The organism is Haliscomenobacter sp., from assembly GCF_033763495.1.
Lineage (GTDB): Bacteria > Bacteroidota > Bacteroidia > Chitinophagales > Saprospiraceae > Haliscomenobacter.
The window spans coordinates 51,744-72,125 of the sequence record NZ_JANRKL010000035.1; the positions used below are offsets into that span (position 1 = coordinate 51,744).

General features: G+C 48.4%; 14 protein-coding genes. 8 read left to right on the plus strand and 6 right to left on the minus strand.

Annotated features, from left to right (window positions below):
* Positions 1 to 37 precede the first annotated feature (37 nt).
* Positions 38 to 1,306: a sugar MFS transporter gene (locus tag SFV55_RS03640; protein ID WP_320028101.1), complete on the plus strand. Its 1,269-nt coding sequence runs from the start codon at positions 38 to 40 to the stop codon at positions 1,304 to 1,306.
* A 336-nt stretch (positions 1,307 to 1,642) separates the two neighbouring features.
* On the opposite strand, the gene tnpA is transcribed toward SFV55_RS03640, so the two are convergent.
* From tnpA to SFV55_RS03655, 3 genes are all read right to left on the minus strand, one after another.
* Positions 1,643 to 2,080, minus strand: a complete 438-nt coding sequence (tnpA, locus tag SFV55_RS03645; RefSeq protein ID WP_320028102.1) for an IS200/IS605 family transposase — start codon at positions 2,078 to 2,080, stop codon at positions 1,643 to 1,645.
* 633 nt (positions 2,081 to 2,713) lie between these two features.
* Positions 2,714 to 5,329: a COR domain-containing protein gene (locus SFV55_RS03650; protein ID WP_320028103.1), complete on the minus strand. Its 2,616-nt coding sequence runs from the start codon at positions 5,327 to 5,329 to the stop codon at positions 2,714 to 2,716.
* Positions 5,330 to 5,356: 27 nt separating this feature from the next.
* Positions 5,357 to 5,572: a leucine-rich repeat domain-containing protein gene (locus tag SFV55_RS03655; protein WP_320028104.1), complete on the minus strand. Its 216-nt coding sequence runs from the start codon at positions 5,570 to 5,572 to the stop codon at positions 5,357 to 5,359.
* A 171-nt stretch (positions 5,573 to 5,743) separates the two neighbouring features.
* Between SFV55_RS03655 and SFV55_RS03660 the strand changes: the two genes are divergently transcribed.
* Positions 5,744 to 6,070 carry a hypothetical protein gene (locus SFV55_RS03660; protein WP_320028105.1) on the plus strand — a complete coding sequence of 109 codons (327 nt, stop codon included), beginning with the start codon at positions 5,744 to 5,746 and terminating at the stop codon, positions 6,068 to 6,070.
* 37 nt (positions 6,071 to 6,107) lie between these two features.
* Here SFV55_RS03660 and SFV55_RS03665 read toward each other — a convergent pair whose 3' ends face one another.
* Positions 6,108 to 8,468: a TonB-dependent receptor gene (locus tag SFV55_RS03665; RefSeq protein WP_320028106.1), complete on the minus strand. Its 2,361-nt coding sequence runs from the start codon at positions 8,466 to 8,468 to the stop codon at positions 6,108 to 6,110.
* 277 nt (positions 8,469 to 8,745) lie between these two features.
* On the opposite strand from SFV55_RS03665, the gene SFV55_RS03670 reads away from it, so the two are divergent.
* Entirely contained in the window at positions 8,746 to 10,119 is a 1,374-nt protein-coding gene (locus tag SFV55_RS03670; protein ID WP_320028107.1) for a DUF4403 family protein, read from the plus strand.
* Positions 10,120 to 10,173: 54 nt separating this feature from the next.
* Here SFV55_RS03670 and SFV55_RS03675 read toward each other — a convergent pair whose 3' ends face one another.
* The gene (locus SFV55_RS03675) at positions 10,174 to 10,677 is read right to left on the minus strand and encodes a metallophosphoesterase family protein (RefSeq protein WP_320028108.1); all 504 of its coding nucleotides are present in this window, start codon (positions 10,675 to 10,677) and stop codon (positions 10,174 to 10,176) included.
* Between the two features lie 145 nt (positions 10,678 to 10,822).
* Here SFV55_RS03675 and SFV55_RS03680 point away from each other — a divergent pair, with 145 nt between their 5' ends.
* The gene (locus SFV55_RS03680) at positions 10,823 to 11,953 is read left to right on the plus strand and encodes a hypothetical protein (protein WP_320028109.1); all 1,131 of its coding nucleotides are present in this window, start codon (positions 10,823 to 10,825) and stop codon (positions 11,951 to 11,953) included.
* A gap of 89 nt (positions 11,954 to 12,042) precedes the next feature.
* Here the strand turns inward: SFV55_RS03680 and SFV55_RS03685 are convergent, their stop codons facing one another.
* Positions 12,043 to 13,005 (minus strand): zinc-binding dehydrogenase, encoded by a 963-nt coding sequence (locus tag SFV55_RS03685; protein ID WP_320028110.1) that lies wholly within the window; start codon positions 13,003 to 13,005, stop codon positions 12,043 to 12,045.
* A gap of 115 nt (positions 13,006 to 13,120) precedes the next feature.
* Between SFV55_RS03685 and SFV55_RS03690 the strand changes: the two genes are divergently transcribed.
* From SFV55_RS03690 to SFV55_RS03705, 4 genes are all read left to right on the plus strand, one after another.
* Entirely contained in the window at positions 13,121 to 13,675 is a 555-nt protein-coding gene (locus tag SFV55_RS03690) for a Uma2 family endonuclease (RefSeq protein ID WP_320028111.1), read from the plus strand.
* Positions 13,676 to 13,721: 46 nt separating this feature from the next.
* The gene (locus SFV55_RS03695) at positions 13,722 to 14,789 is read left to right on the plus strand and encodes a phosphotransferase family protein (RefSeq protein ID WP_320028112.1); all 1,068 of its coding nucleotides are present in this window, start codon (positions 13,722 to 13,724) and stop codon (positions 14,787 to 14,789) included.
* 151 nt (positions 14,790 to 14,940) lie between these two features.
* On the plus strand, positions 14,941 to 16,137 hold the full coding sequence (locus SFV55_RS03700) for an acyl-CoA dehydrogenase family protein (RefSeq protein WP_320028113.1): 1,197 nt from the start codon (positions 14,941 to 14,943) through the stop codon (positions 16,135 to 16,137).
* A 244-nt stretch (positions 16,138 to 16,381) separates the two neighbouring features.
* A complete protein-coding gene (locus tag SFV55_RS03705; protein WP_320028114.1) occupies positions 16,382 to 20,212 on the plus strand; it encodes a PVC-type heme-binding CxxCH protein in 3,831 nt (1,276 codons plus the stop codon).
* Positions 20,213 to 20,382 lie beyond the last annotated feature (170 nt).

Sequence of the window (20,382 nt, forward strand, 5' to 3'; positions counted from 1 at the left end):
ACCTTCGAAGCTATTCATCACCTAACCTTTAAAACGTATGAGTTCAAGCACTACGCAGAAAGCAGGCAATTACTTCACGTCAATGCTGATCATTGGGGTTCTGTTTTTCATCTTTGGTTTTGTCACCTGGCTCAATGGAACCTTGATTCCATTTCTCAAGCTAGCTTGTGAATTAAAGACGGATACCCAGGCCTTTTTTGTCACCTCGGCCTTTTACATGGCTTACTTTTTTCTGGCTATTCCTTCCTCCGGCATTTTGCAACGCACGGGGTTTAAAAACGGGATGGCGCTTGGACTCCTGGTCATGGCAGTGGGATCGCTGATTTTTATTCCTGCGGCTACTGCGCGTAACTTTGCCTTGTTTCTAACGGGCTTATTTGTGCAAGGAGCGGGTTTGTCGCTCCTACAAACTGCTTCCAATCCCTACATCAGCATCATTGGCCCTATTGAAAGTGCGGCGCAGCGCATCAGCTTTATGGGGATTTGTAACAAGATTGCCGGGGCACTTAGCCCACTGATTTTGGGTGCAATAGTTTTGAAAAACGCCTCGAAATTGGAAGCCGACGTAGTGGCCGCTACGGATCCCCTCCAAAAAGCCGCTTTGCTCGACGAATTGGCCCAACGGGTGATCATGCCCTATGCGGTCATGGCGGTGATTCTGGTGCTTTTGGCGCTCTGGATCCGCAGATCGGCCTTGCCCGATATTGACATGGACAGCGAAGAAACGACCGATACCAAAAGCAGCAGCAAAAGTAGTGTATTCCAATACCCGCACTTGCTCCTTGGCGCACTCTGTATCTTCACTTATGTAGGCGCCGAAGTAATGGCTGGGGACGTGATTGGTACTTATGGCAAAAACCTGGGTTTCTCTCTGGATCAGGCCAAATACTTTACCTCCTTCACCCTCATTTCGATGCTGATTGGCTATGTTATTGGTATCGTAGCCATTCCAAAATACATTTCTCAGGAAAGTAGTTTGAAATACGCGGCTATTTTGGGGGTCATTTTTACCGTTGCTGCTTTTTTGACCAAGGGCCAAACTTCGGTAACCTTTATTGCCCTGCTGGGCTTAGCCAACGCACCGATGTGGCCAGCTATTTTCCCATTGGGCATCAATGGCCTGGGTAAGTTTACCAAAATTGGTTCGGCCATTATGATCATGGGCATTGCCGGTGGAGCGATCATTCCTTTGATTTATGGGGAGTTGTCGAAGAGTATGGACTTCCAGTTGGCCTTTATGGTGACGATGGTTCCTTGTTACTTGTATGTGTTGTACTTCGCGATGCGGGGACATCGGGTGGGGTAGGAGTACCTCAATGTTTCCTAAAGCGGCATTTTTTTATCATAGAGAAAAATAAAGAGGGCACAAGGGGCACAAAGTTAGGCGTTGACGGCGCTTTGCTTGGGTTCTTTGTGCCTTTTTACGTTTTTTTTAAATCGGTGTTTTATCAAAAAAGGTATTGTGAATTGAAACGAATACATGTTTCGAACCGTAAAAGATTTAGTTCAATACCTTGCTAGATGCCTAAAAGCAAAGCACTCACTACATCTAACATCTTGTACCCCCCCGCTTTATCGGGGGGCTTAGGCGCAACCCACCTCTCACATCTAGCATCCTTCCAGAGCGCGCATCAAATCCAAATTATCCAAGCACCCGAATGAATCCATACTTCTCTATAAAAACCCGACATTCCTCTTCAAATGTCTTTTTCCGGTGGTGCTCCTCCTGCTTTTTCAGGTAGTCTCGCACCGCCTCTACATGCGATTGTGAAACCGAAACGGCATAATAATCATCAGCCCAATCAAAATCTGGTGTAAACAATCGCTGCTTAACCGCAAAAGTAGAGCTTTCTCCCTTTAGTAATTTCATGATCCGCGCAATGTTCTGATCACAGGCCATTGAAATGAGACAATGTACATGGTCGCTTGCACCGTTGACAAAGTCGAGGTAAATATCCTTTTCTTTGGCGTAGGATTTCATGTGTTTGAACAGGCTAGTCCGTCGGCTTTTGTTTTGCATGTAAGGAATGCGGCTTTTGGTACCCCATACACCGTGAATCCAGATTCGTACTTGAGCCATTTCGATTGAGTTTAAAGTAGTACCATTAAAAGGTGGCAATACCGTTTGAAAACAATATCCATCGAAAGGTCGTGAAAGCACAAGCTGCCAAGTACATTTGGCTAGTTTAGAGCTGAATAGTTGTAAGGCAGGCATTTGAATGAACCAAAAATAAGTGTTTTTTCTTTGGGGTTCAAATAGAGTTGAAGTTTTTTTGATGTGCGCTCTGGAAGGATGTTAGATGTGAGGGGAGGGGGGCTTAAATCCACCCGTTGAAACGGGCGGTTACAAGATGTTAGATGTCGCTATGACGTTATGTCCAAGATTTTCGCGATTAAGAAAAGCAGCTTCGCTTTCCACAAAATTTTGTAGAACTTAACTTCAAAATCAAGACTGATTCAGGAGGTGGGTTGCCATTTATCAGCCACAAAGGCACAAAAATACTAAGCCGTATTTCTGAAGATTTTCGCTTTGTGCCTTGGTGCCTTGGTGGCTGAAATGCAAATGCCAAGTGGCCGCGACCTCCGTGATTCTGAGGTCGAGAGATCAACGCTCCAATCGCATCTAACATCTTGTACCCCCCCGTTTCAACGGGTGGATTTAAGCCCCCCTCCCCTCACATATAGCATCCTTCCAGAGCGCGCATCAAAAGAATCAAAGCTCACCCAAAACCCTTTTCACCCCCCTTACCACCTCCAGCCAGGCCTCGTCCTCATTCGTCCATTGCTTATTCACTACCTCTACGCCTTTACCCGGCAGCGCATTCCGCCGTGCAAAGTCATACTCCTGCCAATTGCAAAAATCCACAATCACGGGCACCAGAACACAATCGTCCCGTTCTTCAATCAAGGGCAATTCCACTTTTTGGATGTACTCTGCCGCCAGGCTATGAGCACTGACGAGATAGAGCACCACATCCGCTTCGGCGATGGCGTCGCGGATGGACTCGTCCCAATCTTCGCCGGGGAGGATGTCCTGGTCATGCCAGGTAAGGGCTTTGTCACGCAGGCTGGCCAGATGCACCAACAAGCGGTCTTTGTGCTGTTGGTCTGCTTTGGAATAGGAGATAAAAATTCTGCGTGGGCTGGACTCTTCTTCATCACTATCATATCGCATTCGGCTTTCAAAAGGATGCTCCCCTTTGTATTTCAGCCTCGGCTTCGTCACCCCAGACTGACCAAAAATGCTGTCCACTTTGATCGAATCCAGACTTACATCACAACGCAAATCGGGAATCCCTTTTTCCAATGCCTTTTCCAAGACCGAAAACTTGAAATAATGCCGCTCATTGTCCGGCAATTTCCCACATTCCCCACAAGGACAAGGCACCATCTTCTCCACCTGCATGTTCTCATACTTGGCATCCCGATTGATGTCGTCCATTTTGCGGATTACCTCGTTGAGCATTTCGGCGTGTTTGGGGCCAGTGGCACGCAGCTCGATGGTGTTTTCACTATAGACCTCGCGGGCAAAAAACCGGCCTTTGCCATCGGGCAGCGTAAAAATGACCGCGTCATTCCAGACCCTTTGCCCCAGTTCCTTGTCTTCCTCAATACGGGTATGCAGGCGACAGATCAGGCGGGTGAGCACCCCTTTGGGCATAAACTTGTAGCGGTATTGCACCGGGACATTGCACGTGGTATCCCAACCATAAGTTTTGTTTTTCCCCGGCAAACGCTGCGGGATGATGTAATTTTCCCCATCACCTTCCACCCGGTAGCAGAGTTCAAATTCCTTCATCATGCGCACCAACAGGCCGTGCATGCCCTGGTACTCGGGACGCAGCCAGATTTTGCGGGTGTCTCTCTCGGAGAAATGCCCTCGCGTAGCCTCCAAACTGGGGTGCAACAACAACTCAAACAAGGCATCGATCAACCATTTGGGCCGCAAAAATACGTAATCGGCCAGCAGGGCATCGTCGGGAAAATACTGGCAAACGCCCAAAAAGGTGAGGGCATTGGCGTAGTCGCGCAGCAAATCTTCGCCCAGCTCGGGCATGAGCGCCAGATAGGCCTCCCAACGCAGGTAGTGTTTTTCACTGAGTGCCTCAGCTTCCAATTTTTCGCGCAGCTCTTTGAAGGAGCGCAGGTATTCCCGCTCCACGTGGGGGAGTTTGGAGGCTTGCTCGACGATGGTTTGGCGCAATTCCGCAAATTCCCGCTCGGTGGCGGCCTGCGAAAAATCCGATTGGTAGACCTTGTTGTGTACATTGCCAAAACGGGCGCGGATGGCGGCTTCGTCTTTCAAGGGCTGACAATGGCCACCATCCTTGTTCTGGATCAAAATCACCGGGCTTTTTTTGCCCAACATTTCCACGATGTTGAGCCAGTAGGGCAAGTGTACACTGTCCTGGATGCGTTCGTTGGTGATCAAGGCGTACAAGGAACTGCCGGTGAGGAAGAACTGATGGGCGTAGTGTTGTATGTCTTGGCCGCCAAAATCCCAGAGGTTTAAACGCAAGTCTTCACCAGTATGGGGCATTTTTTCGTCGAGGCGGGTGATTTCGATGCCCCGGGTGGTATCGCCAGGGGCGGGCATTTCGGCGGCGGGGTTTTCTAGTTTTTTGCGGAGGCTGGTTTTGCCGGATTTGCCTTGGCCAACGAGGAGGACTTTGGCTTCGCGGAGGTTGATATAAATGTCTTTGTTTTCCTGTTTTAGCCGGGAAACTTCTTCTAAATAGCGCAAAGTTGCTTTTACGCCTTGTTTTACAATTTCTCTGGGCGGATTTTCTAAAGGACAATTCAAAACATAAATTCCCTTCACATGATCAGAATTCTTCCATTTAATGCCCACCTTTTTTTTAATAATGGTCTCTAGGGGCATTAAATTTGAAACGAGAGTGTAGGAAACGTCAAGCGAGGTCAAGTTCTGCAAATTGGCCAGGGGGCTTAAATCGCTGAGTGGGGTGTTGGAAACGTAAAGCGTAGTCAATTTCTGCAAGTTTGCCAGGGGGCTTAAATCGCTGACTTGGGCGTTGGAAATGTAAAGCGAAGTCAAGTTCTGCAAATTGGCCAGGGGGCTTAAATCGCTGAGTGGGGTGTTGTAAACGGAAAGCGAAGTCAATTTCTGCAAGTTTGCCAGGGGGCTTAAATCGCTGATTTGGTTGTTGTAAACGTAAAGCGTATTCAAGTTTTGCAAGTTTGCTAGAGGGCTTAAATCGGTTACTTGGGTGTTGGAAACGGAAAGCGAAGTCAAGTTCTGCAAGTTCGCCAGGGGGCTTAAATCAGTTACTTGGGTATTGGAAACGTCAAGCGAATTCAAGTTTTGCAAGTTTGCCAGAGGGCTTAAATCGCTGACCTAGGTGTTGGAAACGTCAAGCGTATTCAAGTTTTGCAAGTTCGCCAAGGGGCTTAAATCGCTGACTTTTTGGTTGCCAGAAAGTCTCAAATCCTCCAATTGAATCAATGCCCCTATCTCTTTGGGCAATTCTTCCAAATCACAATTGCTTAAATCCAAACTTTTAGCCTGATTCTTTAAAGCCTCTTTGATCAGTTCTTTAGCTTCCTTCGACATAGGATCAAGTTTTATTCTACCCCTAAATATATCCTTTTCTTCCCAATTCAAAAATTCAACTGTACCTCAGCCTTATTGAAGTTTTTCACCAAATACCCCTAATCGCCAACGCCTTAATCGAAACCCCCGTCTTTTTCAGCAGCTACTTCACTTTTCTTAAATCACCTTACCATGAATAAACTCCTCCTGCTCCTTTTACTATTTACCAGCTGCGCCTGTAAAAAACATGAGGAAGCTTTGTCTAACTTGCCTGCTTGCCTCCAAAACCTGGTTGCGGATAAACAGCAGTCAGCTGGATTACAAACGATCAGGTTTCAAAAAATTAAAGGAGAAAAACAGTATTGGTTAAATACGGATGCCCGCCATCTCGACGGAGCTGAATACATTGTGAATGCTTCTTGTGATACGGTCTGTTTCATTTGTACAGAGTGCCTACCACCAGAATGTATGAAAAAGTATGGTGCTGAAGAGGATTGGAAAATCATTTGGCGGAAGTAAGTTGTAAAATCAACTTTCCCCAAATTTAATAACTTCCTCAAAAATCCAACTGCACCCCCAGCACCGGTACCACCCCACTACCATCGTACACCACATACGTTGCATTCCGCACCCCATCATAACCCACCCGACTCGGATTGATCCGGTTCAGCCCATTTTGTAAATCCAAACTCACATTCCCAGCCAATTTCTGCTTGTTGAAGCGGTAGGCGATGCGGGCATCCAGGCGTTGGTAGCTCGGTACCTGCTCTGCAAAATCCGCGCCCGCCAAGGCTACGTAGCGCCCACTGGCCGCCGACTTTACTGGGTCGTATGGCGTATAGCGAAAGCCCCCGTTCAACAAAAAGCGGCCCCCAATTTGCAGGATATTGCCCTTGCCCACCGGGAATTCCTTGCCCAAACTCAGGCTGGTAGAAAACACCGTATTGAAGCGGGTATTGTACTTGCGCCCGTCCAGGGTTTGGAAAGTACCTTTCATTAGCGAGCCATTGAGCAGGAAGTAGTAGGAATTGGAGAAGAGTTTTTCTATCGCCGCATCGATGCCAATGTTGGTGCCTTTTCCCTGGCTCACCACATCCTGTTCGGGGAAGGCGTCGCTTTCGTTCAGCATCCAGTATGTCGCGCTCGTTTGGGGGCGGATGGGCACATTGTAAAGGCGTTGCCAGTAGGCCTCTAGGATGATGCGCATTTTTTGCTGGTTGTAGAGGTGGTAGGCCAGGATGGTATGTTGAGCTTTGAGCAGTTTCAGGTCTTTGTTGAGGTAATTGCCGAGGCTGTCGCTGAAGAAGTAGGCCATCAGGGGCAGGGCGCGGGAGTACCAGCCTTGCGAGAGGCTGAGGCGCTGGTTGCCGCTGGGTTTGAACTCCAGGGATAGGCGGGGCTCCAGGGAGCTGGTGTTATTCGCAAAAAGGTGCAGGAAGTGGTAGCCACCATTGAGGGCCAATTTGTCGGAGATTTTGTACTGGAGCTGGCCGTAGTGCTGGAATTGCTGGGTATTGCCGCTGCCTTGGACGGAGGTGTTGAATTCAGTTTGATTGATGTTCGAGGTGTTGGTCCGGGCGCGGGTCGATTTAAAAAAGTCGAACCAGATTTGGTTGAAAATGATCCCGGTTTTAAATATGGTGTTGGGATTGAGCTTGCGGTTGTAGGTCAACGAGCTCACCAGACGGGTGTCCAGGTACTTTTGGGTATCGTAGCGGTAGCGCTCATCCTCGCGGTTGAGGGTATCGTTCAGGCGCTCGATTCGGCTGCCGACGAGGGCTACAACGGTTTTGAAGAAAGACTTGTCGTCGGGCAAATAGGTCCAGGTCCAACCTAAGGTGCCCATATTGGCGGGGCGCACGCGGTCTTCCCAATGGTTGGAAATGCCAACGACCCGTTCAGCCGGATTTTCGATGGGGATATAATGCTCTTCACTCAGACCACCGATGCCAAAAAAGGTATGGACACTTTTGCTGTTTTTGGACTTAAAAACCAAATTAAAAGACAGGTCCTGAAAATTATTGGTCACCCTTTCACCTACCAAATAAATCCCCATGCTGCTCAACAAACCGAGGGTAGAGTAGCGGTAATTGACCAGATAGGAGGAGCGGCCTTTTTGGATGGGCCCTTCTTTCGACAAGTCGATGCCCAACAAACTCAAACGAAAACGGTTGGAAGACTTAAAAAAGTTGCCCTGCCGAAAATGGATGTCAAACACCCCGGAAAAGGCATTGCCGTACTCCGCCGCAAAGCCTCCCGTGGAAAAATCGGAACGGGCCAGCAATTGCGCCGAAAAAACGGTGATGCCGCCCCCCGAAGAACCAACGATGGCAAAATGGTTGGGGTTTGGAATGTCGATGCCCTCCAATCTCCAGAGGATGCCTGCCGGGGAATTGCCGCGTACGACGATTTGGTTTTCGGTATCGTTTTCCCCGCGTTGCACGCCAGGGTAGGAGAGGGCAACCCGCCCGGGGTCGTTGGCGCCCGCGGGGATACGTTCGGTTTCTTCTGCGGTAAAGGAGCGGGTACTCACCGTGGAGGAGGCGTTGACGGCTTCAAAGGCGTTTTTGGAGGCATTGACCACCACTTGATCGAGGGCGATTTGGCCTTCGTTGAGTTCAAATTCGAGGTAGGTTTCTTTGGTAGATTGCAGGATGATGTCTTCCAGGGTGAGGGGTTCGTAGCCCAGGTATTGCACGCGCAGGTTGACGCGGCCTACGGGGACTTTTTCCAGGATGAATGCACCGTCATTATCGGTAATTGAGAGTTGTTTTGTGCTCAAAACTTCCACACTGGCACCGATAAGCAGTTGTTTGCTGGCTTTATCGCGGACGATGCCGCGAATGGTTTGGGTGGGATTTTGGCTGAAACCAATACAAGCGTTCAAGAAAAGGTATAGGTAAAACAGGTGTTTCATGGTGTTGGCAGCGTTTAGATTGCTCAACACAATATGAATATTTTTTACTAAATGATCATACTTTCCTGTGGTGAATCTTTAGTCTCTTAGGTTTCTTAGGTGGTGAAAAAGAAAAAACCTGCGTAGCAGGATATAATTTTACCACCTAAGAAATCACAGGCACCATAGATCCACCCCAGTTTAGAATTTTACACCATTTCAATTATTTTTGCCAAAATTACCCCCCAAACGTAACCTCAATACCCCTTTTACGTTACTTACACCAAAAGGAATGATTATGAAATCCCTTGAACGACTTGGATTGCTCATTTTTTTGGCCGCAACACTGGCCTGTCAAACCCAACGCAAAATAGAACCACCTATGGAGCTTTATGCATCTGAGCCGGAAGAAAAACGCTCGGTTTTGCACATTCCCATCGAGTTAAAAATTGCCGATCTGGAACGCACCCTCAACGAAGAACTCCAGGGCGTACTATTCAACGACAACAGTTTTGACGATGGAGACAACATGAAACTCAAAGCCACCAAGCTTGGCAATATTGGCTTTAAAGCCGACAACAAATCCATTTCCTTTTCGCTGCCTCTGGCCCTGGACATTCAGTACAATGCGGGGATTTTGGGTACCTTGAATGCCTTGGGCGACATTTCTCTCGATCTTAAAACGGAGTACAGCATTCAACCCGATTGGGCCATTGTAACCAAAACGGAAATCTCTGGCTACAAGTGGCTCAAACGGCCAACACTGCAAATGGGCAGCATCAACGTACCCATCGGCTCGTTGGTAGACCTGGTGCTGAACAAAACCCGTAAATCCATTGGTCGTGAAATCGACGATGTGGTCAAGGATTATCTAGGCCTCAGTAGGGTGATTCAGGACACCTGGGACATGTTTTATCAACCCCTACTCGTGTCACCTGAATACAGCGCCTGGTTGCAGGTCAACCCCACTGGCATTGGCATGACCCCAGTGGGCATCGTCAACAACGCTCTTAGCACCACTATTGTGATTGAAGCAAGACCCTTGGTAAGCGTTGGCCCACGTCCCGAAGACAAAGAGGCTGAAAAATTGCCACCTCTAACCATGTACACAGCCCTCGCCCCCGGTATCGAAATGTTCCTCAACACCAATGTGGCCTGGGAAGAAGCCGAACGCATCGCTAAGGAACAGGTCGTGGGCGAAACTTACTCCTCTGGCAAACGAAAAGTAACGGTGCAGGACCTCAAACTTTACGGCAGTAAAGACAACAAAGTGGTGGTCAGCACTCGACTAACGGGTAGCTACAATGGCAATATCTACCTCACTGGTACGCCCGAGCTGGACCAGAACAGCAATAAAATCAAGATCAAAGACCTGGATTTTACCCTGGAAACCCGCAACGTACTCATGAAAGGAGGCGCCTGGCTACTGCGTACCACGGTCAAAAACCGCATCCAGGACAACATGAATTTCCTGCTCAAATACAACCTGGAAGAAATGAAAAATATGCTCCAGGCTGAGCTCAACAACTATCGCATTGGTTCAGGTTTGCGCATTGCCGGCAACGTACACCGCCTCGAAATTGGCAAACTCCGCCTTAGCTCTACGGGCTTCAACATTGGACTGGATATTGCAGGGGATATGAAGGTGACGGTGGATCAAAAGATTAAGTGATAAGTGATAAATGATGAATGATAAGTGATGAATTTATCACTTATCATTCATCACTCAAAGTGCTCCTCTTTTTCCCAATTCCACTACCTGCAAATCCTTAGGTTTGCCCTTTTCGATCGAAAAACGAATGATGGTGCGCATTTTGTGAAAGCCTTCCTGGCCGCAGGCACCTGGATTGATGTGCAACAGGCCCAAAGTTGGGTCGGGCATCACCTTCAGGATATGGGAATGGCCACAGATGAAAAGACCGGGAGGGTCTGCACGCAAAATTTCCCGCACTCTCTGGTTGTACTTGCTCGGATAGCCGCCGATGTGGGTCATCAGCACGTCCAGACCTTCACAAGTAAAGCGCAAATCTTCGGGATAACGCAGGCGAATGTCTTTGTCGTCGATGTTGCCAAACACTGCGCGGAAGGGACGAAAGGCTTCGAGCCGATCGGCGATGCGGGGATCACCAATGTCGCCAGCGTGCCAGATTTCGTCGCATTCTTCGAAGTAATCGAAAATGGTTTCGTCAAGGAAACTATGGGTGTCGGAGAGTAGGCCGATGCGGAGCATGAGAAAATTGTTTGTTTGATAAAGAAAAAAATTTGTAAAATAAAAAATAACCAACATCTTTGTATAGCTAATAGTGACTTAGAACTTGATTCTTTGCTAAGTGTTAAAAAAAGAAAATTAATGTTTCCAATACTAATTCAACATTATGCAGAAGCCTCATTTTCGCTCCCACTTTGATGATTTAATTAGGAAGGATAAAGTTAATCAAGCTATGCAAGACTTAACTACTACTTTGATATATCTTAACAAATCAAATGATCTTGGTGATAAAACCTCAGGAATTCTCCAGGATTTTATAGACGAATTAATATTGCATCAATCATCTTTAAATTCAAATGACAGAGGGCATCGCCTTTCTACAATTAGCGATGAAGAGTTCAGAATAACAAAATCTAAATACACAGGGAGGTTTCAACAACTTTTAAATGAATTTTTAAATAATAATAACATTGTTGAATTAATTAAACAAGAAGACGTTGATGCTTTTTTAGATGAAGCGAAAAAAAAACTTGATAAAAAGAACAAACGTAAGTCTAAAAAAAGAAAGCAAATTGTTTATTATTTACTCATTTTTATATCGATTGCCATCTTTTTAATGATTTTTTATTTTAATTCATATAAAACTGTTGATTATGTTTTAGTAAGTGCAAATGGCTCAGGAACTAACGAAACGCCTTGGGTTAACAGTAGTATTCACGTAAAAAAACACGATCAAATAATTATTGAATCTTCTGGGCTAATAAATACGGCAGTGCATAGACTAATCGAAGCTGCTGAGGACGATGTTTTGCCTAGAACCCCTTGGCATGGCTTTCAAGGATATGATGGCAATGGTGCAATTAGCAGGGATAATTCTAGGGAGGTTTTTAAACTTCACAGAAGAAACAAAGAAGCCCAACTTTTAATATCAATATCAAAAAAAGACCCGCATCTTGATTTCCGCTTCAAAGGCGAAGAATGGAAATACAATGAAAAAAACATAATAAGTTCAACAAATGACGAAAAAGTCATAAATATTAATGCGATTGAGAGTGGCGATTTGTGGTTCACAATTAACGATGATTGGATTCCTGTTGAAATCTTTATAGGCTCAGCTGGAGCCCCTAATTCGAAAGAAAAAAACGCAAAACTGCTTTATCCAGATGACTCCTTGTATATTAAAAAATTTGAATACATAAATGAAAAACAGTACAGAAACCTATGGTTTGATGATAATATTGGAGCACTATTGTTAAAAATAACAGTACATCGAAAAGTGCTGTTTTTTCTTCCCTAAAGGAAAGAAAAAAATAAAAAAGGGTGGCCAGAATGGCGGTTGTGGCGCTAGGTTTAGTGCTTCTTTGAGGTTTGGTAGGCTAATCGTTACTAATAAGTCATTACCACGAGCTTCCCAAATTGCCCACCCACTTCCATTCGTTTAAATGCCTGCGCCCCTTCTTCCAATGGCAGCACCTGATCTACAATGGAAATCAACTGATGCTGACTGACAAAATCCAACATTTGTCCAAACTCATCAGCGGTGCCCATGGTCGTGCCCAGTACCTCCAACTGTTTCCAGAACAAAATCTGCGGACTAAAATTGGGCACCACACCAATCGTGCCCCCATACGAAACTACCCGGGCACCCGACTTGCACAATTTGAGCAAGGTGCCAAAACCTTCACCACCTGCGCCATCAATCACGATGTCAAAGCCGCCCGCAGCTTCCAGTTGTTTGTTCCAATCGGGCGTTTTGTAGTTTGCCCCACCCTTAGCACCCAAGGCAATGGCCTGGGCAATTTTTTCATCCGAACTGGAATTGACCCACACTTCGGCACCTACTGCTTTCGCAAATTGAAGTGCGAACAGGGCAACTCCTCCGCCAATACCCGTAATCAAAACCTTGTCTCGCGCCTGGCAGTGCCCTTTGGTAAACAATGCCCGGTAAGCCGTTAAGCCAGCCAATGGCAAAGCCGCCGCTTCCGCCCAACTCAAGTGCGCTGGTTTTGGGAACACATGACTGGCAGGCACAGCAATTTTTTCTGCCAGGGTTCCATTGCGTGGCAAGCCCAGAATTTCGAAACTTTTGCCTTGAAAACGTGGATCATTGCCCCAATTCAGCGCCGGATAAATGACAACTTCTTTTCCTTCACAAGTACCAGCACCATCTGAACCTAGGATGATTGGAAAACGGATGTTCGAATATTTGCCTTGAGTGACAAATACATCACGGTGGTTGAGTGCGGCAGCTTTGAGGTCCACAATGACTTCTCCTTCGGCAGGGATGGGATCGGCAGTTGCTTGATAAACAGGGAGCGAGTTGGCTTCAATAAGGACAAGTGCTTTCACGAGTTGGCGTTTTTATTTGCAGAACAAATAATGCGTTTGCTTGTTGGCAAGCTTTTGTAAACTTCCTCAAAAATGCTTATTTTTGTCAAAAGAAGCATAGAAAATAAAAAATTGCATGGCAGTCCAGGTTCAAAAGCGCTTGTTTACGGTGGAGGAATACCACAAGATGGCGGAGGTTGGTATCTTGCCTGAGCGAGGTGTAGAATTAATCAATGGTGAAATTATTGAAATGAGTCCGATTGGGAGTAAACATGCCAAAATTGTCAAGAAATTAAACAATCTGCTGAACAAATTATTGGGTGATCACTTCATTATCAGTGTGCAGGACCCGATTGTTGCCAGCGATTTGTCTGAGCCGGAACCTGATGTTGCTGTGCTCAAATACCGCAGCGATTTTTATGAGAATGAATTGCCAAAAGGAGAGGATGTTTTGTTGGCCATCGAAGTGGCAGACACCACTCTAAGTTATGACAGCAAGGTAAAATTACCTATTTATGCCGCCAGTGGTATCCCAGAATGTTGGATCATCAATTTGGCCAAACAAGAAATTCAAGTGTATTGGGAAACAACTGGAGTGGACTATCGTTTTCGCGAAAAAGTTCAACTCGAGGACTCCATCCAAGCTAAAAATGTTCCCTTAACCCTGACTTTAGCAGAAATTTTTCATTAGGCACTGAAGAAATCTTCCTACTTTGTTAGCGAAAATCCGCTAAGCAATGACCAACATCAGACTGGACGCAGCCGGCGAACCCAGAGTAGGAGAGGAGCTCCCTTTGGATGCGCTCAATGCCTATTTGCAGGCACAAATTCCCTATTTTGGAGCGATTCAAGAAGTAGGTCAATTCGGTGGCGGGTATTCCAATTTAACCTATTTGCTAAAAACGGAAAATCAATCCTTTGTCCTTCGCCGTCCACCCTTTGGTGCCAAAGACATCAAAAAAGGGCACGACATGGCCCGGGAATACCACATCCTGAGCACTTTGAGCCAGGCCGGTTACACCAAAGTACCACAAACCATCCTTTGTTGTGAAGATGAAAATATCCTCGGCTGCCCTTTTTACCTGATGGAAAAGGTGGAAGGGGTGATTTTGCGGGGAAAAATGGGGCATAAGCTGGACATTCCCGCCGAACAAATGCGGCAATTGTCCTACTCCCTGATCGACGCCTTGGTGGAATTGCACCAGATTGACATTCAAGAAACGGGTTTGGTGCAAATTGGCAAACCGGAAGGGTACATACAACGCCAGGTGGAAGGCTGGAGCAAACGTTACGAAGCCGCGCAAACCGACGAGATTCCACAGATGTTGGAATTGGCCAACTGGTTGCAACAGCACTTACCCGCTGAAGGCCGCCCCAGCCTCATCCACAATGACTTCAAATACGACAACGCCATTCTGCATCCAGATACCCTGGAGATCATTGCCCTGCTGGATTGGGAAATGAGCACCGTGGGTGATCCACTGATGGACCTGGGTACCTGCCTTTCTTACTGGTGTGAGGCGAATGATAGCGACTTTGAAAAATCCTTCAATGTTTCCTGGCTGCCCGGAAACCTGACTCGACAAGAAATCGCCGCCTATTACGAGTACAAAAGTGGCCTGGATACTTCAAATATCCTGTACTTCTACGTTTTTGGCTTGTTCAAAAACGCCGTAATCATGCAGCAAATCTATAGTCGCTACAAGAAGGGATATACGAAGGATGAACGGTTTGCTATGCTGATTTGGGGAGTGCAGGAACTGGCGAAGAAAGCAATCATTGCTATAGGAAAAGGAAAATTGTAAACAATAATTGATAAAATGCTGAGGTGCCTCTTCAGTGTCTTGGGATTCTTAGGTGGTGAAAAAACAAAACCTGCGGAGCAGGTCAATATTTTACCACCTAAGAATCCCAAGGCACTGAAGAAACACCTCAGGGAAGCAGCTGCCCTACATTATGCTAACCGAACTCATCAAAACCGATCGCATCAAAAAACTTCTCCCCGCCATCCACACCTTCATGGCCGAGGAGGTTTTTCCCCATGACTTGCAATGGCTCAAATTGTCCTGGGCAGATCTTCAACCTACCCTGAATGCCCTGCGCGACAAAGTCAAAGCCAATGGCTGGTGGTTGCCCTGCTTCGCCCCCCATTACGGTGGCCTGGGACTGAGTCTGTTGGAGCACGCTTTTATTGCCGAAGCAGTAGGTGGCTCTCCCTTTGGCTATTACCTCTTCAACTGCCAGGCACCCGATATTGGCAACATGGAGCTGCTACACTTAGCGGGTACTGCTGCCCAGAAAGAACAGTTTTTGACGCCCCTTGCGGCTGGTGAAACCCGCAGCTGTTTTGCCATGACCGAGCCGGAATTTGCAGGAAGCAATCCCGTGCGCATGGGCACCACTGCCGTACGTGAAGGCGATGAATACCTGATCAATGGGCACAAGTGGTTCACCACAGCCTTTGACGGCTCAACCTTTACCATCGTGATGGCGGTAACTGATCCCGAGGCTGCGCCCCACCAAAGGGCTAGTATGATTCTGGTGCCAACCAATACCCCCGGCCTGCAATTCATCCGCAACATCTCCATCATGGGACACTCTGGTTCGGGCTGGATGAGCCACTCGGAGATTCGTTTTGAAAACGTAAGGGTGTCAGTCGAAAACCTGATCGGCACCGAAGGCAGTGGCTTCACGCTCGCCCAAGCACGCCTGGGCCCTGGCCGCATCCACCATTGCATGCGCTGGATGGGCATTTGTGAACGCGCTTTTGCGCAAATGTGCCGCTACGCTGCCACCCGCGAAATTGAAGACGGGGTGATGTTGGGTGAAAAACAAATGGTGCAACAGATGATCGCGGAAAGCCGTGCGGAAATTGACGCGGCTAAATTGATGGTGCTCAGCACCGCCTTGCTGATGGAAAAGGCGGGCCAAAAGGCAGCGGCGGAACAAGTGTCTGCCATCAAGTTTTTTACAGCCAAGGTGCTGAGCGATGTGCTGGATCGGGCGATTCAGGTGCATGGCGGATTGGGGATTACTGACGATACCATTTTGGCCTTTTATTACCGGGAGGAACGGGCGGCAAGGATTTACGATGGGACGGATGAGACCCATAAGGCTTCGCTGGCGAGGAGGATTTTGAAGAAATACCGATGATATTATAGCACCTCGCCTTTGGCGAAGTACTACATCTTTTTAGCCACAAATGACACAAATTTTCACAAATTATGATAGCCAAAGCGACATTTTATTAGCACAAAGGATACAAACGAAGTTTGTGACCCAATTTGTGAAAATTTGTGTCATTTGTGGCTAAATCTTTAAAAAACACTCCGCCGGAGGTGGAGTACTATACTTAAACAAATGCCCTAAATCATGTCTTTGCCAAAATCTGCCAAATATGACATCCAAACTCTACACTTTTTCCCTTGCCCTGCTCGGTTTGGCCTGGTTTGCCTTGATGCCTAAAGCACTTAAACCAAAGGTCACACCAACTACTACGACCGAATTTCGCCTCGTCCAAGACGAAGCCCTCGGCACCATATCCGTTTTTACCGCCAAAGGCAAAACCCCTGTTTTGACCCAAAATGCCAAAGCCGATTTCCGCCCTTTTTTACACCCCATCATCGCTCCAGATGGCAATGGTGTTTTGACGGAATACAGCCCCGGCCACCACAAGCACCAAACCGGCATTTATTGGGGTTTCACCCGGGTCAATGGGCGGGATTATTTTCACCACCCCGAAGGAGATTATTGGCGGCGCGTTTCGGCTACGGTCATCAAAGCCAAGGGGCCGGAGGTAAAATGGGAAACCGAGTACGACCTTTTGGATGAAAAAGGCAATACCGTGCTGACCGAAACCCAAACCTGGACCATGCGGGAGCAAGACGGCAAATACCTCCTGGACTTGGAATGGGCGGGTGAAGCCCAAACCGACATCACGATTGGCAAGTACGATTACGGCGGCTTGTTTGTGCGCATGCCCTGGAAAGAAGGCATCAAAGGTGAAGTGATCAATGCCGCCCGCCAACGCAATGAAAAAGCCGAAGGCCAACGCGCTGGCTGGGTCGATGTAGGCATGCAAATCGAAGGGCGGAACGATTGGGCGCATATTGCCATTTTGGATCATCCCGAAAACAAAGGTTTCCCTCAACACTGGCGGGTAGATGGGCAATTGGGCATTGGCCCGGCCCGGGCACGTACCGCCGATTGGCAAATCCCCAAAGGCAAAGTGGAAGTCATCAAATACCAATTGGTTGTCTATACGGGTACGCTCAACGATGTGACAATGAACAGCATCTGGAGTGCATTCAGCGGCCAGGATATGATGTATTCATTATGGGGTATTGCACAAGCGGAAGGCCGCGACGCCAAGTTTTTAAGCCCTGATGAAGCCGTTAAGGCGATGACCCTCAAGGAAGGTTTTAAAGCAAACACCTGGGCTTCCGAACCCATGATCACCCAACCCATGGCCTTTTGTTGGGACGACCGTGGCCGACTCTGGGTGGCCGAAAACCGGGATTACGAATCGCGTGGTTATGGCTTTTCCAAAGCAGGCAATAGCCGCATTTTGATCCTGGAAGACACCGATCACGATGGGGTGGCCGATTCCAAAAAAGTATTTTTAGAAGGCATTGCCTTTCCAGCGGCCATCGCCGTAGGCTTCGATGGCCTGTTTTTGGGCGCACCACCCAACCTGCTTTTTGTACCCGACAAAAACCACGACGACCAGGCCGATATGGACAACATCGAAGTGCGCCTAACTGGCTGGGGCATCCGCGATCGGCACGAGACCTTGAACAGTTTGCATTGGGGACCGGATGGTTGGTTGTACGGTTGTCAGGGTTTTGCAACGCCCTCCAAAGTGCGTAAACCTGTGGGCAAAGGCCGCATTTACAAACACAACGATCCTTTTCCCGAAGACATCCTCAACGCAGAAGGTGTGGACATCAACGGCGGCGTGTGGCGCTACCATCCGACTAAGGATAAATTTGAAGTAGTGGCTCACGGCTTCAGCAATCCCTGGGGCATCGATTACGACGCCAAGGGGCAGTTGTTCATCAGTGCCTGCGTCATCCCGCACCTGTGGCACATCATCCCTGGGGGTGTTTACCATCGCCAGGGCGGACAACATTTTAACCCTTATTTGTACAGCGACATTCGCACCATTGCCGAGCACAGTCACCGTTCCGCGCATGGGGGCGCCAGGGTGTACCAATCCGACGCCTTTCCGGAGGAACATCGGGGGCGAATTTTTATGGCCAATATCCATGAACATGCGGTTTTGTCGGATATTTTGGAACCCAAAGGCTCAGGTTTTGTGGGCAAACACGGCGACGATCTACTGATGGCCAACAATGCCCAATGGGTGGGCTTCAGCATGGAAGTTGGCCCCGATGGCGGCTTGTACGTGCTGGATTGGCACGATGCCGATATTTGTGGCAAAGAGGTGCTGAATGGCGAAACCGGGCGGGTGTTCCGAATCATGCCGACTGCTTCATTGGCCCAAAACTGGGAAGGACGTTACGGGGATTTGAGCAAATTGTCGGATGTACAATTGGTGGAATTGCAAAAAAGCCCCAGCGATTGGCATTCCCGCCGGGCCAGATTGATTTTACAAGGAAGGGCAAGCAAAATGGCACTGGACAAAACGGCTGTCGCCAACCTGCAAAACATTTTTCAAAGCCATGCGAATGCAGACTACCGACTCCGCGCCCTGTGGAGTTTGCATACAACGGGCAACCTGAGTGCTGCGCTACTGCTCAACTCCCTCAGCGACGCTGATCCCCATATTCGCGCCTGGGCCATTCAGCTCTTGTGTGAAGACCAAGTGCCTTCCACTGCGGCCCTGGATAAATTTGTAGCCCTGGCCATAGCAGACCCTTCGCCCGTAGTGAGGCTCTACCTGGCTTCGGCCATGCAGCGCCTCGACAAGGAATCTGCCTGGAAAATTGCCGAACAATTGGTCAAACACGGTGAAGACCAGGCCGACCACAACTTGCCCAAAATGATCTGGTTTGGCCTCGAACCACTGGTGAAAGCCAATCCCAATCGGGCGTTGGCACTGGCGGCCCAATCTGAAATTCCCTTGATCTCCCGCTACGTAGCCCGGCGCATCGTGGATGCCAATGCACCCGAGCTGCTGGTCAGTGCCCTGGAAAAGAACCCCAAACAGAAATTGAATCTGCTGGAAGGCATGCGCGACGGTCTGGAAGGTAGAACCGACCTGAAAGCGCCCGGCAATTGGGCGGCACTGTACGCCAAATTGCGCCAGGCCAAAGGCCCTACCCAAGACCTGGCCACTCAAATTGCCCAACGCTTCGGGGATACCGAGGCCAGCCAAAAGGCCCTGGTTACCCTCAAAAACAAAAATGCGCCGCTGGCACAACGGCAGCAGGCCTTACAACTCATCGCTGCGCGCAAACGGCCTGAATTGTTGCCGGAAATCCCCACGCTGCTCAATGAAGCAGGCTTGCGGCTGGATGTGATTCAAGCCATTGCCGATTATGACCAGGAATCGCTGGCGAAATTGCTGATCAGCAAATACCCGGAGTTCAATGCTGCTGAAAAGCAACAAGCCATTCAAACCCTCTCGTCGCGGCCCCGCTACGGCTGGCAATTGACGCAAGCCTTAAAAAGTGAGACCATTCCCAAGCGGGATGTGCCGCCTTATGCTGCCCGACAACTGTTGCGGGTGGTGGGTTCTGGCTTCATTGAGGTATGGGGCCCGATTGAACAGGAACCTTCGCTGGAAAAGGCCTATTCGAAATACCAACGCATGATCACCGAAAAAGCCCTGCTTTCGGCCAATGCGGCCAAGGGGGAACTGGTTTTTCAAGCAGTTTGTGGATCCTGCCATAAAATGTACGGCAAAGGGGGCAACATCGGTCCGGATTTGACGGGCTCCAACCGTGCCAACCTGGATTACCTCTTGTTCAATGTCCTGAATCCCAGCGGGGAAATCCAGGAGGATTACAAACTGGTGGTGCTGACTACCCGTGATGGGCGGACGTATTCGGGCAATGTGGTTTCCGAGAATGAACGGCAATTGACTTTCCGTACCGTAGGGCTGGAGGCGGTGGTGCTGGATAAATCGGCGATTCAATCCCGGGAGGTGATGCCGACTTCGCTGATGCCAGTGGGTTTGTTTGATCCGCTTTCGGAGGCGGAGGTGCTGGATTTGGTGCAATTTTTGCGGACGACGGAGCCGGTGAAGGGGGGGAAGAAGTAAATTTTTATTCTGAACCAAAGCGACATGATAGCAGCGCGGAGTACGCGGATTGGGCGGATTTACGCGGATTTTGATCACGCCTTCGGCGCGATGGGATGGGATTAGCCACGAATTTTCACGAATTTAGGCACAAACTTCGTTTGCGCGAAAGCGCGTTGACAGGAACGAAG